This window comes from Streptomyces sp. NPDC051907, assembly GCF_040681075.1.
Taxonomy (GTDB): Bacteria; Actinomycetota; Actinomycetes; order Streptomycetales; family Streptomycetaceae; genus Streptomyces.
Genome location: NZ_JBFAYB010000026.1, coordinates 1 through 24,120 on the forward strand (window position 1 = coordinate 1; position 24,120 = coordinate 24,120).

The window sequence follows — 24,120 nt, forward strand, 5'->3', positions numbered from 1 at the left end:
GGCGGATCGGCGCGCTCGCGCTGGGCGTCGCCCTCGTGGTCCCGGCGGCCCTTCCCGCGCTGGACGGCGGCCTGCTGGGCGGCCCGGGCGGCGGCGACGGCCCGGGGTCGGGCGGCGGCACCATCTCGGCGGTGAACCCGCTGGTCTCGCTACAGGACAGCCTGAACCAGCCGCAGGACCGCGAGGTGATCCGGTACCGCACGAACGCGACGAACACGCAGGACATGTACTTGCGGATCGTGGCGCTGGACCAGTTCGACGGCACCCAGTGGAAGTCCTCGGAGCGCAAGGTCAAGGACGTCCCCGACCGGCTCCCGCAGCCGGACGGCCTCAGCCCCTCCGTCGGGGTCACCGAGGTCAAGACGAACCTGTCGGCCGCCGACTCGTACAAGCAGAACTGGCTGCCGATGCCGTTCCCCGCGGTCAAGGTGGACATCGACGGCCGCTGGCGCTTCGAGCCCGCCGGCCGGACCCTGGTCGGCGACCGCAAGCAGGACACCGGCGGCGCGCAGTACTCGGTCACCAGCCTCGTCGTGAAGCCGACGGCCGAGCAGCTCGCGACCGCGTCCCGAGCCCCGGCGGCGCTGCTGCGCGAGTACACGAAGGTGCCCGACGTGCTGCCGGACGTGGTCAAGGAGACCGCGAAGCAGGTCACCAAGGGCGCGTCGAACGACTACGAGCGGGCGGTGAAGCTCCAGGACTGGTTCGCCGTGGACGGCGGCTTCCGCTACGAGACCCAGGAGGTCCAGTCGGGCACCGGCGTCGCCGCGATCACTCGCTTCCTGAAGCAGAAGGAGGGGTTCTGCGTTCACTTCTCCTTCTCGATGGCGGCGATGGCCAGGACGCTGGGCATTCCGGCCCGGGTCGCGGTGGGCTTCACTCCGGGGTCCCCGCGCTCGGACGGCACCATGTCGGTCGGTCTGCGCGACGCGCACGCCTGGCCCGAGCTGTACTTCGAGGGTGTGGGCTGGACGCGGTTCGAGCCGACCCCGACCCGGGGCAGCACGCCTGAGTACACCCGTGAGCAGACCCCGTCCGGCGGGCCCAGCGACCCGGCGCAGCCCGAGGCCAGCGCCTCGGCCGCGCCGTCCGCCGCGCCGTCGGCCTCGGACAGCTGCCCGCCGCAGGCGCGGCAGCTCGGCGAGTGCGGGGCGGCCGCTCCGGCGCCGGTCCTGCCGCCCGAGGACCCCGGCTTCCCGCTGGGGACGGTGCTCCTGGTGGCGCTGGGCGTGGTTCTCGCGGTGCTGCTGCCTCTGCTGCCGATGCTCTGGCGGATCACCCTGCGCGGGCGCCGGCTGGGCACCCGTGGGCGCACGCCGGCGGACGCCGCCGCCCGGACGCTCGCGGCCTGGCAGGAGATCGGCGACACCGCCTGGGACCACGGCATCCTGCCCGACGAGTCGCTGACGGCCCGCAAGGCCGCCGCCCGCATCGTCCGGCTGGGCACGCTGGAGGGCGGCTCCGCGGACGCGGTGCACCGTGTGGCCAGGGCGGTGGAGCAGGTGCTGTACGCACCCGAGCCCAGGCCGGGTTCGGGGCTCGCGGACGACGTCGAGAAGGCAGCGGCCGGACTGCGCGCCTCGGCGAGCACCCAGACGCGCCTGAGGGCTCTTCTCGCGCCCCGTTCGTCCATCCGGGTGATCTGGGCCCTGTCGGCCCGCTGGACGTCGCTCACGGACCGCTGGGGCGTGCGCCGGTGGCGTCTGGACCGGTGGGCGGGACTCCTGCGCCGCCCGTCCCGGCAGCGAGGCTGATCCGCTGAACCGCTGATCACTGGGGACACGGTGCCTCGGGCCGGACGCGAGTCCGACCCGAGGCGCCGCCGTCTTATGACTGGCGCGGTAGGGGTCGGGCGTACGGGTCGCGCGTACGGGTCTGGCGTGCTGGTGGGGCGTACGGGTCGGCCCGTAGAGGTCGCGCGTACGCGTCTGACGTGCGGGTCGGGCGTAGGCGTACGAGCTGTACCGGGCCCGGCTCCAGCTGCGCCCGTCGGGGGCCCTACCCGCCTGCCCTGCTCGTCAGCCCGGCCCGTGAGCCCTGCCCAGCGCCCGATCCGCCGCACGGACCGCTAACCGCACGGACCGCCACCGCAGAGGCCGCCGTGCGGGACCGAGCCGGGCCTCCGGACGCGTCCCGCTCGGGCCTGGCCTCAGACCGCCTGGGGCCAGGCTTCAGACATGGCTGTACGGGTGAGGGGCGGCGCTCTCTCGAGCGTCGCCCCTCACCCGTACGGCAAGTGTGAGTTCCGCGTGTCGTGGGCCCGCGACTGGCGAGAGCCGCGGTCTCAGCGATCTGCGGACGGTGTCGTCAGTGGCCCTGTTCGTCGCGACGGCGCTGCCACCGCTGCTCGATCCGGTCCATCATCGACTTGCGCTGACGTGGGTGTCGGCGGGCTGTCGCCGCCGTGTCCCCAAGGGTCTGCTGCTCACCCGGTTTAGGCGCCTTGCGCCAGCCGGTGACCGCGAGGACCGCACAGCCGAGCATGACGAGGAACCCCACCACGCTGATCCAGATCTGCTGAGCGACCATTCCGGCCATGAGGAGCGCGATACCCACCAGGAAGCCTGCGACTGCCTGGTAGACCCGTCGCCGGGTGTACGTACGCAGCCCGCTTCCCTCAAGCGCTGTAGCGAACTTGGGATCTTCGGCGTACAGCGCTCGCTCCATCTGCTCGAGCATTCGCTGCTCGTGCTCCGAGAGCGGCACGGAGTCCTCCTAGTCGTCGGTCGCGGGGGGCGACCAATGCGGCCCTTTCAGGATAGGCAGGGAATCGCCCCCGTGAAACCCGCCCTCAACGCCAACTTCGCCAGTCCGGGCCGCCATGACCGGCTCGGGGTGCTGAGGCGTAGATTCCCCAACGTCCGATCCGTCATGCCGGATGGTGTCCCCCGATCATACGGGGCGACGGCCACGATCGGGCGGTCTGTGGCGTACTCCATCTGCGGCTGCGCCGCTGATCAGCCCTGCTTCTCGGCGAGCAGATGGAGCTGGGTGGCGACAGAGTGGAACGCGGGCTGTTCGGCGGCGGCCGCCTCCAGCTTGAGCAGCGCGTCCAGCGCGCCGGGCTCGGTGTCCACCAGAACGCCGGGAACCAGGTCCGCGAAGACCCGTACGCCGTGCACCGCGCCGACCTCGGCGCCGGCCGCTGCCACCAGCTCGGTCAGCTGCTCGACGGTGAAGCGCCGGGGCACCGGATCGCCCGTGCCCCAACGGCCCGCGGGGTCGGAAAGCGCGTGGCGGGCCTCGGTGAAGTGCCCGGCCAGCGCCCTGGCGAGGACGGCCCCGCCGAGCCCGGCGGCGAGCAGGCTGAGCGCGCCGGCGGGCCGGAGCGCCTCCACGGCATTGCGCACGCCCTCGCCGGGATCGTCCACGTACTCCAGGACTCCGTGGCAGAGCACGGCGTCGTACCCGCCGCGCTCGACCACGTCGAACAGGCCGTGCACATCGCCCTGGACGCCGCGGACGCGGTCGGCGACGCCGGACTCCGCGGCACGGCGCTCCAGCGCGAACAGGGCGTTGGGGCTGGGGTCGACGACGGTCACGCGGTGCCCGAGCTGAGCCACGGGCACCGCGAAGTTGCCGCTGCCGCCTCCGGTGTCCAGGACATCCAGGGCGGCGGACCCGGTTGCCTTGACCCGGCGGTCGAGAGCGTCCCTGAGGACCTCCCAGACCACGGCGGTACGGAGAGAGGCACGGGGGCGCATCGGGTCCGACACGGCAGTTGACTCCTCGGGCGGTGCTCGCCCCGACCTGCGGGGCGTATTACGTCGAATACTCCGCCCACCCTATTGCCTCAGCGCCTCCTCACCGCTCTCCGTCTCATCCCGCGGCCTCCGACGTCCCTTCCGGCTCGGTCCCGGGCTGTGGCAGCACCGGCTGAAGCACCAGCAGCCGCTCGACCAGCCGCAGGAACATCGCCGCGTCGCGCAGCAGGTCGTCGGCGTCGCGCAGGGTCGCGGCGCCCTGGATGCCGGCCTCGGCGCGCGCCCTCCGCTGCGCGCCCGAGGCGAACAGCGCGCTCCACTCGGCGAGCTCGGGCGCTATCTCGGGCAGGACTTCCCAGGCGCTTCGTATGCGCTGGCGCCGGCGCTCGTTGGTCTCGGGCCGGCCGCGCGCCGCGAGGACCGCGGCCGCGGTGCGCAGGGCCGCCAGATGGGCCGTGGCATACCGCTCGTTGGGCATCTCGAGGTCGGCGGCCTCGTCCAGTCCCGAGCGGGCCTGGGCGAGCAGGTCGAGGGCGGCCGGCGGGGCAGAGGCCCGCCGGAGGACGGGGTGAACGTCGCCCGCCGGTCCGGTCAGTGAGGGTGCAGGGCCGGTGGCGCGGCGCCGGTGTGCGGCGGCTGCGTAGGAGTTGGCCATGACGAACCTCCTGTCGTCGTGTGACGGCGCTGTGGCCGTATGTGTCCATCGTGGGGGGACCCACTGACAATCGGCCCTGACCAGCGGTTTTGGTTCGAGCGCGGGTTCGGGGGTAGTTTTTGCACTGACTGGTCAGTTTAAAAATCGGGGAGGGGTTACGTGGACAGCCCACAGGGCGACAGCCCGCGAGGGGCGGCCGTCGTCGCCGAGGACTTCGGGCTCAAGGGCCCGCGCGGCTGGGCGTTCCGCTCGGTGGACGTCGACGCCGGGCCCGGCTCGCTCGTCGCCGTCGAAGGGCCCTCCGGCTCGGGGCGCACCTGCCTGCTGCTCGCGCTCACCGGCCGCATGCGGCCCGCCGCGGGCCGCGCGGAGGTGGGCGGACTGCAGCTGCCGCGCAAGATGGCCGCGGTACGCCGGATCAGCGCGCTGGGCCCGATGCCGGGCGTCAGCGACCTCGACCCGGCGCTGACGGTCGCCGAGCATCTGCGCGAGCGGGCCCTGCTGCAGCGCCGTTTCGACGGCTCGCTGCGCACCCTGCTGCGGCCGCGCGCCGAGCGGGCGGCCGAGGCCCGCAGCCGCGTCGACGAGGCCCTGGCGGCCGCCGGGCTCGACCTGGCGACCCTGCCGAAGGAGGAGCGCACCTCGGTACGCGACCTGGAGCGGCTGGAGGAGCTGCGGCTGTCCGTCGCCCTCGCGCTGATCGGCCGCCCACGGCTGCTCGCCGTCGACGACGCCGACCTGAAGCTCTCCGACGCCGACCGGGCGAAGGCCTGGGAGCTGCTCCGCTCGATCGCCGACAGCGGTGTGACCGTGCTCGCGGTGTGCAGCCAGGCGCCCGAGGGCGCGACCGTCGTCCGCATGGCGCCGGACGCCGCGCAGCCCGAGGCCGGCACGGCGCCGCGGAAGCGACTCGCGCCGAAGGCCGCCTCGAAGGCGACGCCCGCGCCGGGGAAGCCCGAGCCGTCCGAGTCGGATGAGCCGGCCGGACCGGAGAAGGCCGCCGAGCCCGAGCCCGAGGCCGTGCAGCCCAGCGCCGCGGAGCCCGCGGACCGGCCCGCGGACCGGTCGGCCGGCACGCCTGCCGACACGAGCGCCGCCAAGTCCGAAGACACGCCTGCCGACGCGCCCGCCGCCAAGTCCGAAGACACCACCGAGGAGGGGACGTCCGATGCGCTCGCCGAAACTCGCCGCGCTTGAGCTGACGCGGTTCGGCAGGGGGAAGCTGCCGCGCGCCGCGCTCGTCGCGATCCTGCTGCTGCCGCTGCTGTACGGCGCGCTGTACCTGTGGTCGTTCTGGGACCCGTACGGCAAGCTCGACCGGATTCCCGTCGCCCTCGTCAACGACGACAAGGGCGCGACGGCCGACGGCAAGAAGATCAGCGCCGGCGACGAGATCACCGAGGGCCTGCTCGACAGCGACGTCTTCCAGTGGCACGAGGTGAGCGCTGACGAGGCCCGCGAGGGCGTCGAGGACGGCTCGTACTACCTCTCGCTGACCATGCCCGAGGACTTCAGCAAGCGCATCGCCTCCAGCTCCGGCGACTCTCCCGAGACCGGCGCCCTCCAGGTGCGCACGAACGACGCCAACAACTACATCGTCGGGCAGATCTCGCGGACCGTCTTCTCCGAGGTGCGCACCGCCGCCTCCACCGACGCCTCGCGCTCGTTCCTCGACAAGATCTTCATCTCCTTCTCCGACATCCACCAGGCGACCGAGAAGGCCGCGAAGGGCGCCGACGAGCTCAAGGACGGCGTCGGCAAGGCGAAGAAGGGCTCGAAGGACCTCTCGGACGGCCTGAAGGACGCCAAGGACGGCAGCGGCAAGCTGGCCGGCGGCATCACCAAGCTGGCAACGGGCGCCGACGACCTCGAGAAGGGCTCCCTCAAGGTCGCCGCCGGCACCCAGCAGCTCGCCGACAAGATCAACGGGTACGCCGCCGACATCCGCCCGTACCTCAAGGACAACGGCAAGATGATCGGCGACTCAGCGCGGCTGGTCTCCGACGGCTCCAAGGCCGTGCGCCACAACCTGGACCTGCTCGTGGAGCGCGCCCCCGGCACCGCCGACCGCGCCCACAAGGCCGCCGACAAGCTGCGCGAGCTCTATAGCGCTCGCTGCGAGGAGGCAGTCCTCCCCGACCCGGCCTACTGCCCGGATCTGAAGCAGGCTCAGATCGCCGCCGACGACGTCGCCACGATCGCCGACGACGTCAACGCCCTGGTGAAGAACAACAGCGGCGACCTCAAGAAGCTGGACGGGCACCTCGCCACGCTCCAGAAGAACGCGGACGACCTCGCCAAGCGCTCCCCGCGCCTGGACGAGGACATCGAGTCGTCCGTACGGGACGTCAACCGGCTCAACTCCGGCGCCAAGGAGGTCGCCGCCGGCGCCGACCGGCTGCACACCGGGCTGACCAGTGCAAAGAGCGGCTCGACCGACCTCGACACCGGCGTCGGCAAGCTCAAGAAGGGCGCCAAGAGCCTCGACGGCGGGCTCTTCAAGCTGGCCGACGGCTCCACGGATCTGGCCGGTGGCCTCAACGACGGCGTGGAGAAGATCCCGGACTACGACAAGAAGGACCGCGACCGCCGCACGGAGGTCATGTCCGACCCGGTGCAGCTGGCCAACCAGTCCCTGCACAAGGCCGCCAACTACGGCACGGGCTTCGCCCCTTACTTCATCCCGCTCTCGCTATGGGTGGGCTCGATGGTGGCGTACATGATCATCCAGCCGCTCAACCGGCGTGCGCTCGCCGCCGGCGCCTCCGCCTGGCGGATCGCTATGGCGGGCTGGCTGCCGGTCGCCGCGATCGGCCTGCTCCAGGTGGGCGCGCTGATGTCGGTACTGCACTGGGGACTGGGCCTCGAGATGGCGTACGCGGCCGGAACGGTCGGCTTCCTCGCCCTGGTGACCTGCTGCTTCTCGGCGATCATCCAGTGGCTGAACGCCCGGTTCGGGGCCGCCGGCCGGATCTTCGTCCTGGCGGTCCTGATGCTCCAGCTGACCTCCGCAGGCGGCACCTACCCCGTGCAGACGAGCCCGGCGTTCTTCAACGCGATCCACCCCTTCCTGCCGATGAGTTACGTCGTCGAGTCGCTGCGGATCCTCATCACCGGCGGCGGACTCGGCCCGGTATTGCAGGCGTGCGCGGTTCTGGCCGCCTTCACGGCGGGCGCGCTCGCGCTGACCGCCCTCACCGCGCGGAGCAAGCAGGTGTGGACGCTGGACCGCCTCCACCCCGAGCTGAGCCTTTGACAGGGAGCGGACCTGTGAGAATCGACGTCATGGACGCCATGGACAGCAGCAGCACAAGACGGCGGGCGACCCGGGCCAAGCTCTACGAGGCGGCGGTGACGCTCATCGCCGAGCAGGGCTTCTCAGCCACCACGGTGGACGAGATCGCCGAACGCGCCGGGGTCGCCAAGGGCACGGTCTACTACAACTTCAAGAGCAAGACCGAGCTGTTCGAGGAGCTGCTGCGGTTCGGCGTCGGCCTGCTGACCGCGTCCCTGCAGTCCGCCGCCGACGAGACGGCGGAGCGCGGCGGCTCCAAGGTCGAGGCGCTGGACGCGATGATCAAGGCGGGTCTGGTCTTCATCGACCGGTACCCGGCCTTCACCCAGCTGTACGTCGCCGAGCTCTGGCGCACCAACCGGGCCTGGCAGTCGACGCTTCTGGTGGTGCGGCAGCAGGCGGTCGCCGTGGTCGAGACGGTGCTGCGGGAGGCCGTCGAGAACGGCGAGCTGAGCGAGGAGATCGACGTTCAGCTGACGGCCGCCGCGCTGGTGGGGATGGTGCTGGTGGCGGCGCTGGACTGGCAGGCGTTCCAGCCGGAGCGCTCGCTCGACGATGTGCACGCGGCGCTGTCGCGGCTGCTGCACGGCCGCGTGAGCGGGCGCTAGAGGCGGAGCTGCGTGAGCGGGCGCCAGTGGTCAAGCCGCGGGAGCGGGCGCCGGCGGCAGGACAGAGAAAAGCCGGTCCGGTGAGGCTCGATCCCCCCGAGCCCCGCCGGACCGGCGTGGTTTCCCCCGTGATCCCCCGTAGTCCCCCGTGCCCCCCGATCTCCCCGTATCCCCCGTGGAGCGGAGAGCCCCGGTCAACGGGTCCCCGTCGTGCAACCCCCGTTCCGTCAGGGGAGCCGCGCCGTTCCGCCGCCCCGTGTCGTCGGTGCCGGCGCCGCGCCCCTTCCGTGGTCCCTACTCTTCCTTCTCCGCAGGTCGGGCCCATCCGCGCCCGTACTCATCTCCCGTACTAGGTACGGGTACTCAGCTGTGCGCGCTCATCCCCACCCGGCGGCTCGCCCCTCTGGTTACGATCGCGTCCGTGTCCGTACTCCCTCTCGTCTTCACCAGCGGCTGGGCCAGCGGGATCAACGCCTACGCGGTGGTTCTGCTCCTCGGCGTCTTCGGGGCCACGGGCCTCACCGACGAAGTGCCCGAGTCGCTTCAGCGCACCGATGTGCTGATCGTCGCCGGGGTGCTCTTCCTGTGCGAGGCGGTGGCGGACAAGATCCCGTACGTCGACTCGATATGGGACTCCGTGCACACCGTGATCCGCCCGGTGGCAGGGGCGGTCGTGGCGGCCCTGCTGGCCGGGGAGAGCGGCTCGCTGCCCGAGCTCGCGGCGGGCGCGGTCGGCGGCTCGACCGCGCTGATGAGCCATCTGGTCAAGGCCGGCACCCGGATGGCGATCAACACCTCGCCCGAGCCGTTCAGCAACATCGCCGTGAGCACGGCGGAGGACCTGGGCGTCGCCGGGGTGATCACCTTCGCGATATTCCATCCGCTCGCGGCCGCGATCATCGCGGCGGTCCTGCTGGCGCTGGGCATCGTGACCGTCGTCTTCCTCGCCTCGAGGATCCGCCGCTTTCTGCGGCGCAGAGCGCAGCGCCGCGAGGAGCGGCGGGTCGCGCAGTCCGGGCTTCCCAGACTCCCCGAGTGAGCGCGCCGCCGCGAGCTCGGACCGGCTCGGCCGGTTGTCACAGGCGGCGGATAAAGTCGCTGACATGGCACGGATTGCGGTGATCGGCGCAGGCATGGGCGCGATGGCAGCTGCTGCCCGGCTGGCCGTCGCGGGCCACCGGGTGACGGTGTTCGAGCGCTCGACGACGTACGGCGGCGCGGTGGGCCGCTTCGAGAAGGACGGCTTCGCCTTCGACACCGGACCGGGGCTGCTGCATCTGCCCGCCGTCTGGCGGGACTTGTTCGTCAAGACGGGCAAGGAGCCGCTGGAGAAGTGCGTCGAGATGGTCCAGGCCGACCCGGCGAGCCGGCACTGCTTCGCGGACGGCACGTCGGTGTCCTTGCCCAACGCCTCCCGGGCGGGCGTCGTCTCGGCCCTGGACGCGGCGCTCGGGGCGGGCGCGGGCGAGCGGTGGGGCGACTTCCTGGGCCGCGCCCGGGACGCCTGGGACCGCTCGCGGCGCCCGCTGCTGGAGGAGCCGCTGCCCGACGACCCGACGCGGTTCGAGCGCGATCCCTACCCTGCGCTGAGCCGGCGGTTCCTGCGGCGCCCGGCGCGCACCCTCGGCGAGGTGGGGGCGTGGGAGCTGCGCGATCCCCGGCTCGCCGCGCTGCTGGACTGGTACGCCCTGGCGTACGGCGTCGATCCGCGCACCGGGCCCGCCTCCGCCGCCGTGCTGCCGTACATGGAGCAGACCTTCGGCAGCTGGCGCGTCCAGGGAGGCATGCGGGCGCTCGCGGACGCCGTGTACGAGCGGTGCCTGGCCCGCAGGGTCGAGTTCGTCTTCGGCGCAGCGGTGACGGAGGTGCTGGAGAAGGACGGCCGGGCGGCCGGTGTGGAGCTCGACCACGACCAGAGGATCGAGGCGGACCTGGTGGTGGCCGGCGCCCCGCTGCCCGCGCTGTACCGGGACCAGGTGGTCCCCTGGGACCGCCAGGACGAGTGGCCGCGTTGGCAGTCGGGCGTCGTGAGCGGCCGGGTCTCCGTGTTCCTCGCGCTGCGCGGGGCGCGTCCCGCCGACGCGGTGCACCGCACGGTGGTGCACGCCGTGGACCGGGACGCGGAGCTGGACGCGCTGGCCGCGGGGCGACTGTGCGGCCGGCCCACCGTGACCGTGCTGCGGCCGGACGATCCCGGGCTGCGGCCCGACGACGGCCATGAGTCGCTGACGCTCACCGCGACCGTGCCCGCCGTGCTCCGGGGCGGGGGGTCGTGGCCCGCGGCTGCCGGGAGGCTCGCCGACGGGATGGTCGAGGCGGCCGCGGTCGCCGTTCCCGGTCTGGCGGACCGGCTGCTCTGGCGCGAGGTGCGCACCCCCGCGGACACCGTCCGGGAGACCGGCGCACCCGAGGTGCCCGCGCCGGCGCTGGCGGGCGCGGAAGGCGCCTTCCTGCCGGCGGCGAACCGCTCCCCCCTGCCCGGCCTGTACGTCGCGGGCGGCTGGGCACACCCCGGCGGCGGACTCGCGCACGCGGGGATGTCGGGGGCGCTGGTGGCCGGCCTGATCGTGGAGGGCGCGGACTTCCGCGGCTCGCAGTAGGCCAAGGGGCCGGCGGCACCCGCCCCACGGCGGGCGCCGAGCCGGGCGAAGAGGGTCCGGCGCGGAGCGGGGACGAAGAGGGTCCGGCTCGTTGCCGGGCCGCGACCGGTCCGGCAACGAGCCGGAGCGAAAGCGGTCCGACGCCGAGCAGGGTCAGGAGCGGTTGACGCCTCGCCGGGTCCGAGACAGGTCCGACGCTGAGCCGGGGCGCGAAAAGCGGTCTCGCGCCGAGCCGTGGCGAAACCGACTGGACACCTCGCCGGTTCGAGACCGGTCTCGCGCCGACCCGGGTCGAAGCGGATCCATCGCCGAGCCGGGTCGAAGAGGGTCCGGCGCCGAGCCGTGGCGAAGGCGGTCCGGCGCCGAGCGGGGCCAGTAGCGGTTCGACGCCTCCCGGGTCGAGAGCCGTCCGACACCACGCCAGGTCAGTAGCGGTACTGCTGCTCGTTGTATCCCGCGTCGTAGCCGTACTGCGAAGGCTGCTCCTGCGGCATCGGCGGCACCTGCTGCTCGCCGTCGCGCTGCTGCGGCACCCACACCCCGCCCGGCGGCGTGTCGCTGTACCCCGTGGCGTACGGGTCGGCGAACTGCTGCTGGCCGCCATAGCTGTCGTAGTTGTCGTACGAGGCGTACTGCTGGCCGCCGACATAGGGGTCGGAGTACGCGGCGTACTGCTGCTGCCCGCCGCCGTAGTCGTACATGCCCGCGTAGGCGTCCTGGCCGGCGGTCTGCTGGCCGTAGCCGTCATAGCCGTCGAACCCGCTGCCGTACGACGCGAAGTTCTGGCTGTCGTCCGGGGCCGGCGCGTACGCCGCGCCGCCGCTGTAGACGCCGTACTGCCCGGTGTCCTCGGGCAGCGGCTCCGGCTCGTAGACGGCGCTCTCGCCGTCCGCGGCGCCCGGCTCGTAGGAGAGGTCGGACACCTGCAGGGTGGGCTCGCGCATCGCGTCCTGGCCGGGGGACTTGCGCCGCCGGCTCGCGCCGGGACTGCCGCCGAGCGCCCAGCCGGTCGAGAAGCCCCGGCGGAACGAGAGCGTGACATAGGTCTGGCCGACGGCGAAGGCGATCGCGCCGAACCCGATCACCGGGACCGACGGCATCAGCACGCCGAGCACGACGACGAGGAAGCCGCCGAAGGCGAGCATCCGCCAGCGCAGCCGCGCCTTGTACTGCAGCAGCACCTCACCGAGCAGCCACAGCGCGACGATGCCGAACGCGATGTAGAGGACCGTCCAGCCCATGCCCGCCCCTCTCATACGGCCGCCCGCCCCGGGTAGGGGCGGGTGCGGCCGGTCACGACTGCTCGTGCAGTCCGAGATTCTCGTAGATTTCGAGCGTTGCCGTGGAGTTGTTGAGCGTAATGAAGTGCAGTCCGGGGACACCCTCGGAGAGCAGCCGGGCGCAGAACTCCGTCGCGTACTCGATGCCAATGGAGCGTACAGCGGCCGGATCGTTCTGAGCCGAGAGGATCCGCTCTTTCAGCTCGGGCGGGAACGAGGCGTTGCTGAGCTGCGCAAACCTCTCGAGCTGCTTCACGCTGGTCACCGGCATGATCTCGGGGATGATCGGGGTCTGGCAGCCCGCCGCCCCGACGCGGTCCCGCAGCCGCAGATAGTCCTCGGGCTGGAAGAACATCTGGGTGATCGCGTAGTCGGCGCCGGCATGGCACTTGTCCACGAAGTGCTGGACGTCGGTCTCCCAGTCGTCCGAGCGCGGGTGCATCTCGGGGAAGGCCGCGACGCCGACGCAGAAGTCGCCGGACTCCTTGATCAGCGCGACGAGCTCGGCGGCGTACCGCACGCCCTCGGGGTGCTTGACCCACTCGCCCATGGGGTCGCCGGGCGGGTCGCCCCGGACGGCGAGGATATTGCGGATTCCGGCGTCGGCGTACTGCCCGATCATGTTGCGCAGCTCGGCGATGGAGTGGTTCACCGCGGTGAGGTGGGCGACGGGGGTGAGCGTCGTGTCGGCCGCGATCTGCTCGGTGGCCTTCACGGTGCCGGCGCGGGTGGAGCCGCCCGCGCCGTAGGTCACGGAGACGAAGTTCGGGGCCACCGCCTCGACCCTGCGCAGCGCGTTCCAGAGGTTCCGCTCGCCCTTTTCGGTCTTGGGCGCCCAGAACTCGAAGGAGTAGGAAGTCTTGCCGGTCGCAAGGAGTTCGCGCACTGTTCGCGCGCGATCCATCCTGGTCGAAGCTGTACCGAGGGCCATACCCGCAGGTTAACCACGCGGTGGCAGTCGCCCAACCAGATCAAGGAAAAATGGCCGTTTTGCCGGGTTACTGTCCACCCTTCGGACAGTTATGCGATCCGATTACAGGATGGAGTCACCCGAACACGCACGAGTCATGTGACAACGTCATAAGCAGGCGATCATGCACTGCGCTCGCGGACGCGCTTGGCCAGGTCAGCGGCCGCGGCGGCCGGGTCGTCGGCCTCTGTCAGCGCTCGTACGACGACGATCCTGCGGGCGCCCGCGTCCAGCACCTCGTCGAGGTTGGCCGCGTCGACGCCGCCGATCGCGAACCACGGGCGGTCGGTCTCCAGCGCCGCGGTGTAGCGCACGAGGTCCAGTCCCGGGGCGTGCCGTCCGGGCTTGGTCGGGGTGGGCCAGCAGGGGCCGGTGCAGAAGTAGTCCACGCCGGGCTCGGCCGCGGCCGCGGCGGCCTCGGACTCGGCGTGCGTGGAGCGGCCGATCACCACGTCGTCCCCGAGGATCGCGCGGGCCGCCGGGACGGGCAGATCGCCCTGGCCCAGGTGCAGCACATCGGCGCCGACGGCGTGCGCCACGTCCGCGCGGTCGTTCACCGCGAGCAGCTTGCCGTGGCGGCGGCAGGCGTCGGCGAAGACCTCCAGATGCTCCAGCTCCTCGCCCGCCTCCATGCCCTTGTCGCGCAGCTGCACGACGTCGACCCCGGAGCCGAGGACGGCGTCGAGGAACGCGGCGAGGTCTCCCTGCCGCTTGCGCGCGTCCGTGCAGAGGTAGAGCCGGGCGTCGGAGAACGCGGCGCGGGCCGTGGACATGGGCAATTCCCCCGTTGGGTCGGCGGTGTGCGGGCAGGGGCCAGGCAGCCCCGGCACGCACACCGCAGCTGGCGGCGTCCCTGGTGTCCAGGGACGCCGGAGTGTCCAGGGTGCTCAGGCCCCTGGGAACGTCGGAATCTCTGAGGACGTCAGACGGCGAGCGCCTGAGCCCGGCGCTTCACCTCCGTGCCGCGATTCTCGCCCAGCGCCTGCGCGGGCGTGCCCGGCAGGGTCGGGTCGGGGGTGAAGAGCCACTCGAGCATCTCTTCGTCGGTGAAGCCGTCGTCCCTCAGAAGGGTCAGGGTCCCGGCGAGGCCCTTGACCACCTTGTCGCCGTCGATGAAGGCGGCAGGCACCTGAAGCGCCCGGTTCTCACCGCGGCGCACGGCGATCAGCTGGCCCTCCTTGACCAGCTGCCGTACGCGTGTCACCTCGACATCGAGCATTTCCGCGATGTCGGGAAGGTAGAGCCAGGCGGGGACGAGAGCATCGGTTTTTGCGTCAATCTCGGTCACAGGACAAGCGTGCCATCCCGGACTGACAGTGGGTAGCCGGGCCTACAGAGCTGCGGCCTTCAGAGGGACGGCCGGGTCGGCGGCGCGCTCGGGATCGAGCCGCGCCCCGGACTGGATGAGCTTGCGGCCCTGCGCCAGGTCACGGGCCCGCCCCACGGCCAGCAGCGCCACCAGGACGCCCTCCCGCAGCCAGAGCACCGACCACGCCTCGCCGGCGGAGTCGCCGCGCCACACGGTCGTGTCGGCGGCCGCGTGATGGCCCGCGTACTGCACGAACCGGCCGAACTGCTCCGACCAGAAGTAGGGCACCGGGTCGTACGCCTCCGAGGTCCCGCCGTCGCCCGCGACGATGTCGGCGGCGACCGTGCGCGGCCCCTGGAGGGCGTTGTCCCAGTGGTGCACGAGCAGCCGCTCGCCATAGCGGCCGGAGGGGAAGGAGGCGCAGTCCCCCACCGCGTACACGTCGGGCTGCGAGGTGCGCAGATGATCGTCCGCCGTGATTGCGCCGTCCGGGCCCAGCTCGACGCCGGAGCCGGCCAGCCACGCGGTCGCGGGCCGCGCGCCGATGCCGACGACCACCGCGCCGGCGGGGAGCTGCCGGCCGTCCGCGAGGAGCACCGCGCCGGGCTCGACGTCGGCCACGCGCGCGTGGGTGAGCAGTTCGACGCCGTACTCGGCGTACCAGTCGGCCATCGGGGCGGCGACCTCCGCGGGCAGGGCGCCGGCCAGCGGGCGCTCCTCGGCCTCGACCACGGTGACCGCGCAGCCCGCCTCGCGGGCGGCCGTGGCGAACTCCGCGCCGATCCACCCCGCGCCGACGACCACCACGTCGTGCTGCTCGGCGAGGACGGGCCGCAGCCGCGCGGCGTCGTCGACCGTGCGCAGCAGATGGACGCCGGGGACGCCCTCGGAGCCTCGCAGGGTGATCGGCTCCGCGCCGGTGGCGATGACCAGGACGTCGTACGGGACGGGGCCGGCCTCGGTGTCCAGCTCGTGGGCCGCGGGGCGGACGCCGGTCACCTCGCAGCCGAGCCGCAGCTCGACGTCGAGGTCCTCGAAGTCGACCTCGAAGGCGGAGTCCTCGGCCTTGCCGAGCAGGATCGCCTTGGAGAGCGGGGGCCTGTCGTACGGCTGATGGGGCTCGGCGCCGATCAGCGTGACCGGTCCGGTGAAGCCCTTCTCCCGCAGGGCCACCGCGGTCTGGACGCCGGCCATGCCCGCGCCGACGACCACGATCCGCCGCGTCCCGGGCGCGGCGGCGCCCTGCTCCGCCGCCGGGTCGGACTGCCGGCCCTGTGCCGGGTCGGTCCGCCGCTCCGACGCCTCGGCCCGCCAGTCCGGCGCCGGGTCGGTCCGCTGCTCTGTCTCCTGCTGCCGCTCGCTCACCCGATCACCTTACGCATCTGACGATCCGTCAGGAAGGGAGTTCCTCCACGACGCTGGTCCCGCTGCCCTCCTGAGACTCCCACTCCCAGCTCTCCTCAAGGCGCACGCGCCCGTCCGCCAGCTCGACGACCGTGGACACGCAGTGCCCCGAGGACGTCCCGCCGTCCGTCTTCAACTGGACATAACGGAAGTCCAGCCGGTCGCCCTCCCGCGTCCCGACGAGGTGTCCGCGGACCACGTCGCCGCCCTCGTACTCGGCCCAGATCCTCCCCTGTGCCTCGTGGTACGCGAACCGGGTCCGCGTGCCCACCTGGCCCGGAGCCTGGTCGGCGACCGGGGAGAGTACGAGTCCGTCGAGCGACTTCGCCACAGCGGCTGCTCCCTTACTGACAGTTGGGGCCTGGGGTTAGGGTGGCCACCGTAAAGCACTCGCGGGAGCCCGGACGCACCGGGCTGAGAGGGAGGCTGGGCGGCCTCCGACCGTACGAACCTGATCCGGGTCATGCCGGCGAAGGGAGGGGCTGGACGCCCATGCCTCGTACCGAAGACTCATCCGAAGACTCATCCGACGTCCTCGTCGTCGGGGGCGGAATCATCGGCCTGGTCACGGCCTGGCGGGCGGCGCAGCGCGGACTGCGCGTCACCGTCGCCGATCCGGAGCCGGGCGGCGGAGCGGCTCAGGTCGCGGCCGGCATGCTCGCCGCCGTCACCGAGCTCCACTACGGCGAGCAGACGCTCCTCGGCCTCAACCTGGAGTCCGCGCGGCGCTACCCCGCCTTCGTCGCCGAGCTGGAGGAGGCGAGCGGCGAGCCGGTCGGCTACCGCGCCTGCGGCACCCTCGCCGTCGCGCTCGACTCCGACGACCGCGCTCACCTGCGGGAGCTGCACGCACTCCAGCGCCGGTCCGGGCTGGAGTCGGAGTGGCTGACCGGCCGCGAGTGCCGTCGCCTGGAGCCGATGCTCGCGCCCGGCGTACGCGGCGGGCTACGGGTGGACGGCGACCACCAGGTCGACCCGCGGCGGCTGGCGAAGGCGCTGACGGTGGCGTGCGAGCGGGCCGGGGTGCAGTTCCGCCACGGCTGGGCCGAGCGGCTCTCGGTGGTACGGGACCGCGCCGCGGGCGTGGTGCTGACCGACGGAACGCAGCTCGCAGCGGACCAGGTGGTCCTGGCGGGCGGCTCGCTCAGCGGCCGGCTGGGCGGGGTGCCCGACGCCGTGCTGCCGCCGGTACGGCCGGTGAAGGGGCAGGTGCTGCGGCTGACCGTGCCGCGCGCGTACGCGCCCTTCCTGTCGCGGACCGTACGGGCCGTGGTGCGCGGCAGCCATGTCTATCTGGTGCCGCGCGAGAACGGCGAGCTGGTCGTGGGCGCGACCAGCGAGGAGCTCGGCTGGGACACCACGGTCACCGCGGGCGGGGTGTACGAGCTGCTGCGCGACGCGCACGAGCTGGTGCCCGGCATCACCGAGCTGCCCCTGACCGAGACCCGCGCCGGGCTGCGGCCCGGCTCCCCCGACAACGCCCCGCTGCTGGGCCCGACCACGCTGCCCGGCCTGCACCTGGCCACCGGGCACTACCGCAACGGCGTCCTGCTCACCCCTCTCACCGGCGACGTCATGGCGCACGCGCTGGTCGCCGGCGAGCTCCCGGACGAGGCCCGCCCCTTCACTCCCCGCCGCTTCTCCCCCGTACGTCAGGAGCAGCTCGTATGACCGTGTCAGTGACTCGTATGACCGTGTCAGTGAACGGAGAGCCACGCGACGTCGCGGCCGGCACGACGCTGGACACGCTGGTCGCCACGCTCACCGCGGCGCCCTCCGGGGTCGCCGCCGCCCTCAACGAGACCGTCGTCCCGCGCAGCCAGTGGGCCGGCGCCCGGCTCGGCGACGGCGACCGGGTCGAGGTCCTCACCGCAGTGCAGGGAGGCTGATCAGCCATGGCCGACGACCGTTTCGTCCTGGGCGGCACGGAGTTCTCGTCCCGTCTGATCATGGGCACGGGCGGGGCGCCAAGCCTCGACGTGCTGGAACGCTCCCTCGTCGCGAGCGGCGCCGAGCTCACCACCGTCGCGATGCGCCGCGTCGACCCGACCGTGCGGGGCTCCGTGCTCTCCGTCCTGGAGAGGCTGAACATCCGCCTCCTGCCCAACACCGCGGGCTGCTTCACCGCCGGGGAGGCCGTCCTCACCGCCCGCCTCGCGCGCGAGGCGCTCGGCACGGACTGGGTCAAGCTCGAGGTCGTCGCGGACGAGCGCACGCTGCTGCCCGATCCGATCGAGCTGCTGGACGCGGCGGAGACCCTGGTCGACGAGGGGTTCACCGTCCTTCCGTATACGAACGACGACCCGGTGCTCGCCCGGAAGCTGGAGGACGTGGGCTGTGCGGCGATCATGCCGCTGGGGTCGCCGATCGGCTCTGGGCTGGGCATCCGCAACCCGCACAACTTCCAGCTGATCGTCGAGCACGCGCGCGTGCCGGTGATCCTGGACGCCGGGGCGGGCACGGCGTCCGACGCGGCGCTCGCGATGGAGCTGGGGTGCGCGGCGGTGATGCTGGCGTCGGCGGTGACGCGGGCGCAGGAGCCGGTGCTCATGGCGGAGGCGATGCGGCACGCGGTGGAGGCGGGGCGGCTGGCGCGGCGGGCGGGGCGGATTCCGCGGCGCCACTTCGCGGAGGCGTCGTCTCCTGCGGAGGGCCGGGCGGCCTTGGACCCCGAACGCCCGGCGTTCTGACCTCACGGCCCCGCGACCGCCCCGGCTGGGGCTCTGCCCCAGACCCCGCGCCTCAATCGCCGGCGGGGCTTGATGTGCGGGCCCGTGCGGGGGCGCGAGGCTGGACGCGAGGGTCTGAATTCGGCCGCCCCGAGCACCGGCGGGGGCTTGATGTGCGGGCCTATGCCGGGGCTCCGCCCCGGACCCCGCGCCTCAAACGCCGGCGAGGCTGAATTTGCCCGCCCACCCCCAGCCCGTCCGGCGATCAAGGACAGGTCCCACGCCCCTCCAGCCCGTCCGGCGTTTGAGGACAGGTCCCACGCGCACCTCCAGCCCGTCCGGCGATTGAGGACGAACCTCCACCCCGGGCAAGGGCGCGATTCCAGCCCGTCCGGCGTTTGAGGACGGACCCCCACCCCGGGCAAGGGCGCGACTACAGCCCGTCCGGCGATTGAGGACGAACCCCCACCCCGGGCAAGGGCGCGACTACAGCCCGTCCGGCGTTTGAGGACGGACCCCCGCCCCAGGGCCGGGGGCACGATTCCAGCCCGTCCGGCGATTGAGGACAGAGGGCTCGACCGCCGGGCGACCACGGCAGCAACCGTCACAGGTCGGCTTCAGTCCCGCCCCAGCCCCACCCCGGCCCGTCCCCCCTGCCTTGGGTGACTCGTAGAATCTCCCGCGTGGATACGACCCTCCAGGACCCTCTCGTCGGGCAGGTGCTCGACGGCCGCTACCGCGTTGACGCGCGCATCGCCGTCGGCGGAATGGCTACGGTCTACCGGGCCGTCGACACCCGCCTCGACCGCGTGCTCGCCCTCAAGGTGATGCACCCCGCGCTCGCCGCCGACGCCTCCTTCGTGGAGCGATTCATCCGCGAGGCCAAATCCGTCGCCCGTCTGGCGCACCCCAACGTGGTGGGTGTCTTCGACCAGGGCGCCGAGGGGGCGTACGTCTATCTGGCCATGGAGTACGTCGCCGGCTGCACCCTGCGCGACGTCCTGCGCGAGCGCGGAGCGCTTCAGCCGCGGGCCGCGCTCGACATCCTCGAGCCCGTGCTGGCCGCCCTGGGCGCCGCGCACCGGGCCGGTTTCGTCCACCGGGACATGAAGCCCGAGAACGTGCTGATAGGAGACGACGGCCGGGTCAAGGTCGCCGACTTCGGTCTCGTACGAGCCGTGGGCTCCGTGACCAACACCACCGGCACCGTCCTCGGCACCGTCTCGTATCTCGCGCCCGAGCAGATAGAGCACGGCACGGCCGACACCCGCGCCGACGTGTACGCCTGCGGGGTCGTGCTGTACGAGATGCTGACCGGCGCCAAGCCGCACCACGGCGACACGCCGGCGCAGGTGCTCTTCCAGCATCTGAACGCGGACGTTCCCGCGCCCTCCGCGCTGGCCCCCGAGCTCGCCGTCGAGCTCGACGAGCTGGTCGCGAGCGCCACCGCGCGCAACCCCGACGTCCGCCCGTACGACGCGGTCGCCCTGCTGGCCCAGTCCCGCGAGGCCCGCGCCGCGCTGAGCGACGCGCAGCTGGACGCCGTCCCGCCGCAGGCGCTTACGACCGCGGGCGAGGCCGACCTGCCCGCCGCCGCGGACGGCGCCGCGGGCTGGGACGGATCCTGGGACCAGGGCGAGAGCCGCCCCGAGGACGGCTCGGCCCCCGCGTCGTCCGAGGACCACACGAGCGTGATCCCGCGGGTGCTCCCGACCGAGGAGCCCGCCGTCAACCACACCGCCCGGCTGGCGATGCCGCCCGCAGAGCCGCCGGACCAGCCCTCGTACCAGCCGTCCGGCGCCGGCTCCGGCCGACGGCCGCTCCAGCGGCGCGGCGTCCTCGCGCTGCTGGTGGCGCTTGTGGTGCTCGGCGTGGGCGCGGGCGTCTGGTACATCAACTCCGGGCAGTTCACCCGTGTCCCCGCGCTGATCGGCAAGACCGAGCAGGCCGCGAAGCAGAAGCTCGAGGGCGCCGGCCTGGACGTGCGCGAGGTCCGCCGCGACTTCAGCGAGACGGTCAAGCGCGGCACCGTCATGGACACCGACCCGAAGACCAACGCGCGCATCCGCGGCAACGGCTCGGTGACGCTGATCGTGTCGCGGGGGCCGAAGATCGTCGAGGTGCCCGAGCTGGAGGGCAAGCCCCTCGCCCAGGCCGAGCGCGAGCTGAAGAAGCTGGGCCTGGCGCCCGGCGTGGTCACGAAGGAGTTCAGCGACGAGGTCGAGCAGGGCGCGGTGGTCAGCACGGACCCGGCCGCCGGGAGCAAGCGCAGCCCGGACACGGCCATCGCCCTCGTGGTCAGCAAGGGCGCTCCGATCGAGGTGCCGGATGTGACCGGCGACACCGTCGACGACGCCACCACCGAGCTCCAGGAGGCCGGCTTCAAGATCAAGATCGCCTCGGAGCAGATCAACTCCTCCGTGGAGGCGGGCTCGGTCGCCAAGCAGTCCGCCGCCGAAGGCGCTCAGCTGGCCCGCGGCGACACCATCACGCTGACGGTCTCCAAGGGCCCGCGGATGATCGAGGTCCCCGACGTCGTCGGCGACAACGTCGACGACGCCACGAGCGAGCTGGAGGCCGCGGGCTTCCAGGTCGACACCGAGAAGAGCTTCCCGTTCCTCGGCGACACCGTGGAGAGCCAGTCCGTCGCCGGCGGCGACCAGGCTCCCGAGGGCAGCACCGTCAAGCTCAAGATCAAGGGACTGTAGACCTGATGCGCAACCCCGTCGGCGGCCATGTTCCCGTGGCCGGCGGCCTCGCCACGGCCGGACTCGGCTACGCCCGCGAGCTGGCGGCGGAGGCGGTCCAGGTCTTCGTGGCCAATCCCCGCGGCTGGGCGACGCCGGCCGGCAACCCGGCGCAGGACGAGCGGTTCCGGGCCGAGTGCGCCGCCGAGGGCATATCGGCGTGGGTCCACGCTCCGTATCTGATCAACTTCGGCTCGCACACCGAGGCGACCGCCGAGAAGTCGGTGGAGTCGATGCGCCACTCGCTGCGGCGGGCGCGGGCGATCGGCGCGCGGGGCGTGGTGGTGCACACCGGCTCCGCGACCGGCGGCCGCACTCGCGCGGTGGCGCTGGCGCAGGTACGGGAGCGGGTGCTGCCGCTGCTCGACGAGCTGACGCACGACGACGACCCGTTCCTGCTGCTGGAGTCGACGGCCGGGCAGGGCTTCTCGCTCTGTTCCAGGATGTGGGACTTCGGTCCGTACTTCGAGGCGCTCGACGCGCATCCCAAGCTGGGCGTCTGTCTGGACACCTGCCACGCCTTCGCCGCGGGGCACGACCTGGCGGGCCCGCACGGGATGGCGCAGACGCTGGACCAGCTGGTGGAGACGGTCGGCGAGGGGCGGCTCAAGCTGATCCACGCCAATGACTCCAAGGACGTCGTCGGGGCCCACAAGGACCGCCACGAGAACATCGGCGTGGGGCACATCGGCGAGGAGCCGTTCCGGGAGCTGATGCGGCACCCGGCGACCGAGGGCGTGCCGCTGATCATCGAGACGCCAGGGCCCACGGAGGCGTACGCGGCCGATGTGGCGCTGCTGAAGAAGCTGCGTGATCGCCGAGATTGATTGAGGAATACCCCAGGGGGGTATACGGTTCCTGCTGTCGGCAGGAACCGCTACCAGCCATGGGAGTCGTCTCATGCAGCACGGCGCACACGCCCACCACCACTCCGAGCACAGCGGGCACGGCGAGCACGCAGGACACAGCGAGCACAGCGACCAGCGCGACCACAGCAGACATGGGGCGCACGGCGAGCACACAGGACACCACGGGCACGGCGACCACGGCAGAGGCGCCAGCTGGGCCATGGCCGCCAAGGCCACCCTTCACTGCCTCACCGGCTGCGCCGTCGGCGAGGTGCTCGGCATGATCATCGGCACCTCCCTGGGCTGGGGCAACGCCCCGACGATGGCCCTCGCCATCGTTCTGGCCTTCTTCTTCGGCTACGCGCTGACCCTCGTCGCGGTCGTGCGCGGCGGACTGAGCCTGAAGGCCGCGATCGGGGTCGCCCTCGCCGCCGACACGCTCTCGATCGCCGTGATGGAGCTCGTCGACAACGGCGTGCTGCTGCTCGTGCCGGGCGCGATGGACGCGCATCTGTCCGACGGGCTGTTCTGGGGCGCGCTCGCCTTCGCGTTCCTCATCGCCTTCCTGGTCACGACACCCGTGAACAAGTGGATGATCGGCCGCGGCAAGGGCCACGCGGTGGTGCACCAGTACCACTGAGTCCGGACCGCGCCGCGGAGCCCGTACCGCCACCGGCGTCGCTGAGTCCGCGTCACCACCGCGGAACGCGGACCGGGATCAGAGCTCCGGGCCGTCCCCCGGCTCCTCCTGGTAGGAGTAGCGCTGCTCCCGCCAGGGGTCCCCGACGTTGTGATAGCCGCGCTCCTCCCAGAAGCCACGGCGATCGGCGGTCATGTACTCCACGCCACGGACCCACTTGGGCCCTTTCCAGGCGTACAGATGCGGCACCACGAGCCGCAGCGGGAAGCCGTGCTCGGCGGTGAGCAGTTCGCCGTCCTTGTGGGTGGCGAAGACAGTGCGCTCGGAGACGAAGTCGGACAGACGCAGATTGGCGCTGAATCCGTACTCCGCCCAGACCATGACATGGGTGACGTTCGCGGCCGGCGGATGCAGATCGACGATCGTGCGGGCGGCCACACCACCCCATTCGGCCCCCAGCATGCTGAACTTCGTCACGCAGTGCAGATCGGCCACGACCGTGGAGAAGGGCAGCGCCGAGAACTCCTCGTGGTTCCAGCAGCGCTTGTCGCCGTCCGCCGTGGCGCCGAAGACCCTGAACTCCCAGCGGTCCGGCTTGAACTTGGGTACGGGGCCGTAGTGAGTGACCGGCCATCCACGCTGCAGTCGCTGCCCCGGCGGTAGCTCGGACTGCTCTGATGCGCGGTTTTCCCGGCTCTCCGGCTGACCCATGCCATCAATGGTGACAGACCGCGAGGGGTGGTCATGACCAGGTCTGGCCCGATTCGGGCAACTCCTACTAAGCATGCACTTACTGGACGGTCACCGGTCGCGATGCGAGGATGCGCGCACCTGGCCAAGCCACACGCGCGGAAGGAGCCTCTGCGATGCAGGGCGACCCCGAGGTCCTCGAGTTCCTCAATGAGCAGCTGACCGCCGAATTGACCGCGATCAACCAGTACTTCCTGCACGCGAAGATGCAGGAGAACTTCGGCTGGACGAAGCTCGCCAAGTACACGCGATCCGAGTCGTTCGACGAGATGAAGCACGCGGAGGTGCTGACCGACCGGATTCTGTTCCTGGACGGTCTGCCCAACTACCAGCGGCTGTTCCATGTACGGGTGGGACAGACCGTCTCGGAGATGTTCGAGGCGGACCGCCAGGTCGAGGTGGAGGCGATCGACCGCCTCAAGCGCGGCATCGAGGTCATGCGCGCCAAGGGCGACATCACCTCGGCCAACATCTTCGAGAGCATCCTCGCGGACGAGGAGCACCACATCGACTATCTCGACACCCAGCTGGAGCTGGTCGAGAAGCTCGGCGAGGGGCTCTACATCGCCCAGCTGATCGAGCAGCCGGAGAGCTGACAGCCACGCGGACCGCCGGCCCGGCAGCAAGCGGGGAGGCGGGAG

23 protein-coding genes and 1 riboswitch are annotated in these 24,120 nt (G+C 72.2%); of the genes, 13 read left to right on the top strand and 10 right to left on the bottom strand.

The genetic code is table 11. The features are described from left to right. Window positions 1-1,754, top strand: a 1,754-nt coding sequence (locus AB0M39_RS16420) for a DUF3488 and transglutaminase-like domain-containing protein (RefSeq protein ID WP_365364698.1), incomplete at its 5' end; no start/stop codon positions are given. A 553-nt stretch (window positions 1,755-2,307) separates the two neighbouring features. Here the strand turns inward: AB0M39_RS16420 and AB0M39_RS16425 are convergent. The 3 genes from AB0M39_RS16425 to AB0M39_RS16435 all read right to left on the bottom strand — a co-directional run bounded on the left by AB0M39_RS16425 (window position 2,308) and on the right by AB0M39_RS16435 (window position 4,359). After that, window positions 2,308-2,706 carry a DUF3040 domain-containing protein gene (locus AB0M39_RS16425; protein ID WP_365364700.1) on the bottom strand — a complete coding sequence of 133 codons (399 nt, stop codon included), beginning with the start codon at window positions 2,704-2,706 and terminating at the stop codon, window positions 2,308-2,310. A gap of 251 nt (window positions 2,707-2,957) precedes the next feature. Next, the gene (locus AB0M39_RS16430) at window positions 2,958-3,716 is read right to left on the bottom strand and encodes a methyltransferase (RefSeq protein WP_365364702.1); all 759 of its coding nucleotides are present in this window, start codon (window positions 3,714-3,716) and stop codon (window positions 2,958-2,960) included. A 103-nt stretch (window positions 3,717-3,819) separates the two neighbouring features. Further along, window positions 3,820-4,359 (bottom strand): SAV_6107 family HEPN domain-containing protein, encoded by a 540-nt coding sequence (locus AB0M39_RS16435; protein WP_365364704.1) that lies wholly within the window; start codon window positions 4,357-4,359, stop codon window positions 3,820-3,822. 159 nt (window positions 4,360-4,518) lie between these two features. Between AB0M39_RS16435 and AB0M39_RS16440 the strand changes: the two genes are divergently transcribed. From AB0M39_RS16440 to AB0M39_RS16460, 5 genes are all read left to right on the top strand, one after another. Further along, window positions 4,519-5,556: an ATP-binding cassette domain-containing protein gene (locus tag AB0M39_RS16440; RefSeq protein ID WP_365364706.1), complete on the top strand. Its 1,038-nt coding sequence runs from the start codon at window positions 4,519-4,521 to the stop codon at window positions 5,554-5,556. Then, complete coding sequence (locus AB0M39_RS16445) at window positions 5,528-7,615, top strand: YhgE/Pip domain-containing protein (protein WP_365364708.1); 2,088 nt, start codon at window positions 5,528-5,530, stop codon at window positions 7,613-7,615. The genes AB0M39_RS16440 and AB0M39_RS16445 overlap by 29 nt, the downstream gene beginning before the upstream one ends. Window positions 7,616-7,653: 38 nt before the next feature. Beyond that, the gene (locus AB0M39_RS16450) at window positions 7,654-8,262 is read left to right on the top strand and encodes a helix-turn-helix domain-containing protein (RefSeq protein WP_365364828.1); all 609 of its coding nucleotides are present in this window, start codon (window positions 7,654-7,656) and stop codon (window positions 8,260-8,262) included. A gap of 421 nt (window positions 8,263-8,683) precedes the next feature. Further along, window positions 8,684-9,301: a DUF4126 domain-containing protein gene (locus AB0M39_RS16455; RefSeq protein ID WP_365364710.1), complete on the top strand. Its 618-nt coding sequence runs from the start codon at window positions 8,684-8,686 to the stop codon at window positions 9,299-9,301. A 64-nt stretch (window positions 9,302-9,365) separates the two neighbouring features. Next, complete coding sequence (locus AB0M39_RS16460; RefSeq protein WP_365364712.1) at window positions 9,366-10,862, top strand: NAD(P)/FAD-dependent oxidoreductase; 1,497 nt, start codon at window positions 9,366-9,368, stop codon at window positions 10,860-10,862. A 425-nt stretch (window positions 10,863-11,287) separates the two neighbouring features. On the opposite strand, the gene AB0M39_RS16465 is transcribed toward AB0M39_RS16460, so the two are convergent. The 6 genes from AB0M39_RS16465 to AB0M39_RS16490 all read right to left on the bottom strand — a co-directional run bounded on the left by AB0M39_RS16465 (window position 11,288) and on the right by AB0M39_RS16490 (window position 16,156). Continuing rightward, entirely contained in the window at window positions 11,288-12,103 is an 816-nt protein-coding gene (locus tag AB0M39_RS16465; protein ID WP_365364714.1) for a hypothetical protein, read from the bottom strand. Between the two features lie 52 nt (window positions 12,104-12,155). Further along, on the bottom strand, window positions 12,156-13,073 hold the full coding sequence (gene metF, locus AB0M39_RS16470; RefSeq protein ID WP_365364716.1) for a methylenetetrahydrofolate reductase [NAD(P)H]: 918 nt from the start codon (window positions 13,071-13,073) through the stop codon (window positions 12,156-12,158). Between the two features lie 161 nt (window positions 13,074-13,234). Further along, window positions 13,235-13,885 carry a thiamine phosphate synthase gene (thiE, locus tag AB0M39_RS16475; protein WP_365364718.1) on the bottom strand — a complete coding sequence of 217 codons (651 nt, stop codon included), beginning with the start codon at window positions 13,883-13,885 and terminating at the stop codon, window positions 13,235-13,237. Window positions 13,886-14,034: 149 nt separating this feature from the next. Next, the gene (locus AB0M39_RS16480; protein WP_365364720.1) at window positions 14,035-14,400 is read right to left on the bottom strand and encodes an Rv2175c family DNA-binding protein; all 366 of its coding nucleotides are present in this window, start codon (window positions 14,398-14,400) and stop codon (window positions 14,035-14,037) included. Window positions 14,401-14,442: 42 nt separating this feature from the next. After that, entirely contained in the window at window positions 14,443-15,615 is a 1,173-nt protein-coding gene (locus tag AB0M39_RS16485) for an FAD-dependent oxidoreductase (RefSeq protein WP_365364830.1), read from the bottom strand. Window positions 15,616-15,814: 199 nt separating this feature from the next. After that, a complete protein-coding gene (locus AB0M39_RS16490) occupies window positions 15,815-16,156 on the bottom strand; it encodes a hypothetical protein (RefSeq protein WP_365364722.1) in 342 nt (113 codons plus the stop codon). Between the two features lie 51 nt (window positions 16,157-16,207). Next, a riboswitch (TPP riboswitch) is annotated at window positions 16,208-16,320 on the top strand. Between AB0M39_RS16490 and thiO the strand changes: the two genes are divergently transcribed. The 6 genes from thiO (at window position 16,318) to AB0M39_RS16520 (ending at window position 22,729) form a co-directional block, all read left to right on the top strand. Then, a complete protein-coding gene (gene thiO / locus AB0M39_RS16495) occupies window positions 16,318-17,496 on the top strand; it encodes a glycine oxidase ThiO (RefSeq protein WP_365364724.1) in 1,179 nt (392 codons plus the stop codon). Its footprint overlaps the riboswitch before it by 3 nt. 17 nt (window positions 17,497-17,513) lie before the next feature. Further along, window positions 17,514-17,714 carry a sulfur carrier protein ThiS gene (thiS, locus tag AB0M39_RS16500; RefSeq protein WP_365364726.1) on the top strand — a complete coding sequence of 67 codons (201 nt, stop codon included), beginning with the start codon at window positions 17,514-17,516 and terminating at the stop codon, window positions 17,712-17,714. 6 nt (window positions 17,715-17,720) lie between these two features. Beyond that, entirely contained in the window at window positions 17,721-18,515 is a 795-nt protein-coding gene (locus tag AB0M39_RS16505; protein ID WP_365364728.1) for a thiazole synthase, read from the top strand. Between the two features lie 662 nt (window positions 18,516-19,177). Beyond that, window positions 19,178-21,202 (top strand): Stk1 family PASTA domain-containing Ser/Thr kinase, encoded by a 2,025-nt coding sequence (gene pknB / locus AB0M39_RS16510; protein ID WP_365364730.1) that lies wholly within the window; start codon window positions 19,178-19,180, stop codon window positions 21,200-21,202. A 5-nt stretch (window positions 21,203-21,207) separates the two neighbouring features. Beyond that, window positions 21,208-22,068: a deoxyribonuclease IV gene (locus AB0M39_RS16515; protein ID WP_365364732.1), complete on the top strand. Its 861-nt coding sequence runs from the start codon at window positions 21,208-21,210 to the stop codon at window positions 22,066-22,068. Between the two features lie 73 nt (window positions 22,069-22,141). Further along, window positions 22,142-22,729: a DUF4396 domain-containing protein gene (locus tag AB0M39_RS16520; RefSeq protein WP_365364734.1), complete on the top strand. Its 588-nt coding sequence runs from the start codon at window positions 22,142-22,144 to the stop codon at window positions 22,727-22,729. Window positions 22,730-22,807: 78 nt separating this feature from the next. Here the strand turns inward: AB0M39_RS16520 and AB0M39_RS16525 are convergent, their stop codons facing one another. After that, the gene (locus AB0M39_RS16525; protein ID WP_365364736.1) at window positions 22,808-23,440 is read right to left on the bottom strand and encodes a sulfite oxidase-like oxidoreductase; all 633 of its coding nucleotides are present in this window, start codon (window positions 23,438-23,440) and stop codon (window positions 22,808-22,810) included. A gap of 155 nt (window positions 23,441-23,595) precedes the next feature. Here AB0M39_RS16525 and bfr point away from each other — a divergent pair, with 155 nt between their 5' ends. Then, window positions 23,596-24,075, top strand: a complete 480-nt coding sequence (bfr, locus tag AB0M39_RS16530; RefSeq protein ID WP_365364738.1) for a bacterioferritin — start codon at window positions 23,596-23,598, stop codon at window positions 24,073-24,075. Window positions 24,076-24,120: the final 45 nt, after the last annotated feature.

Coding starts and splice junctions, on each gene's coding strand:
- thiE (WP_365364718.1), bottom strand. CDS start 13,885: ATGTCCACGGCCCGCGCCGCGTTCTCCGACGCCCGGCTCTACCTCTGC.
- AB0M39_RS16525 (WP_365364736.1), bottom strand. CDS start 23,440: ATGGGTCAGCCGGAGAGCCGGGAAAACCGCGCATCAGAGCAGTCCGAG.
- AB0M39_RS16505 (WP_365364728.1), top strand. CDS start 17,721: ATGGCCGACGACCGTTTCGTCCTGGGCGGCACGGAGTTCTCGTCCCGT.
- AB0M39_RS16520 (WP_365364734.1), top strand. CDS start 22,142: ATGCAGCACGGCGCACACGCCCACCACCACTCCGAGCACAGCGGGCAC.
- AB0M39_RS16465 (WP_365364714.1), bottom strand. CDS start 12,103: ATGGGCTGGACGGTCCTCTACATCGCGTTCGGCATCGTCGCGCTGTGG.
- bfr (WP_365364738.1), top strand. CDS start 23,596: ATGCAGGGCGACCCCGAGGTCCTCGAGTTCCTCAATGAGCAGCTGACC.
- AB0M39_RS16450 (WP_365364828.1), top strand. CDS start 7,654: ATGGACAGCAGCAGCACAAGACGGCGGGCGACCCGGGCCAAGCTCTAC.
- metF (WP_365364716.1), bottom strand. CDS start 13,073: ATGGCCCTCGGTACAGCTTCGACCAGGATGGATCGCGCGCGAACAGTG.
- AB0M39_RS16460 (WP_365364712.1), top strand. CDS start 9,366: ATGGCACGGATTGCGGTGATCGGCGCAGGCATGGGCGCGATGGCAGCT.
- thiO (WP_365364724.1), top strand. CDS start 16,318: ATGCCTCGTACCGAAGACTCATCCGAAGACTCATCCGACGTCCTCGTC.
- AB0M39_RS16485 (WP_365364830.1), bottom strand. CDS start 15,615: ATGGCCGGCGTCCAGACCGCGGTGGCCCTGCGGGAGAAGGGCTTCACC.
- AB0M39_RS16445 (WP_365364708.1), top strand. CDS start 5,528: ATGCGCTCGCCGAAACTCGCCGCGCTTGAGCTGACGCGGTTCGGCAGG.
- thiS (WP_365364726.1), top strand. CDS start 17,514: ATGACCGTGTCAGTGAACGGAGAGCCACGCGACGTCGCGGCCGGCACG.
- AB0M39_RS16515 (WP_365364732.1), top strand. CDS start 21,208: ATGCGCAACCCCGTCGGCGGCCATGTTCCCGTGGCCGGCGGCCTCGCC.
- AB0M39_RS16435 (WP_365364704.1), bottom strand. CDS start 4,359: ATGGCCAACTCCTACGCAGCCGCCGCACACCGGCGCCGCGCCACCGGC.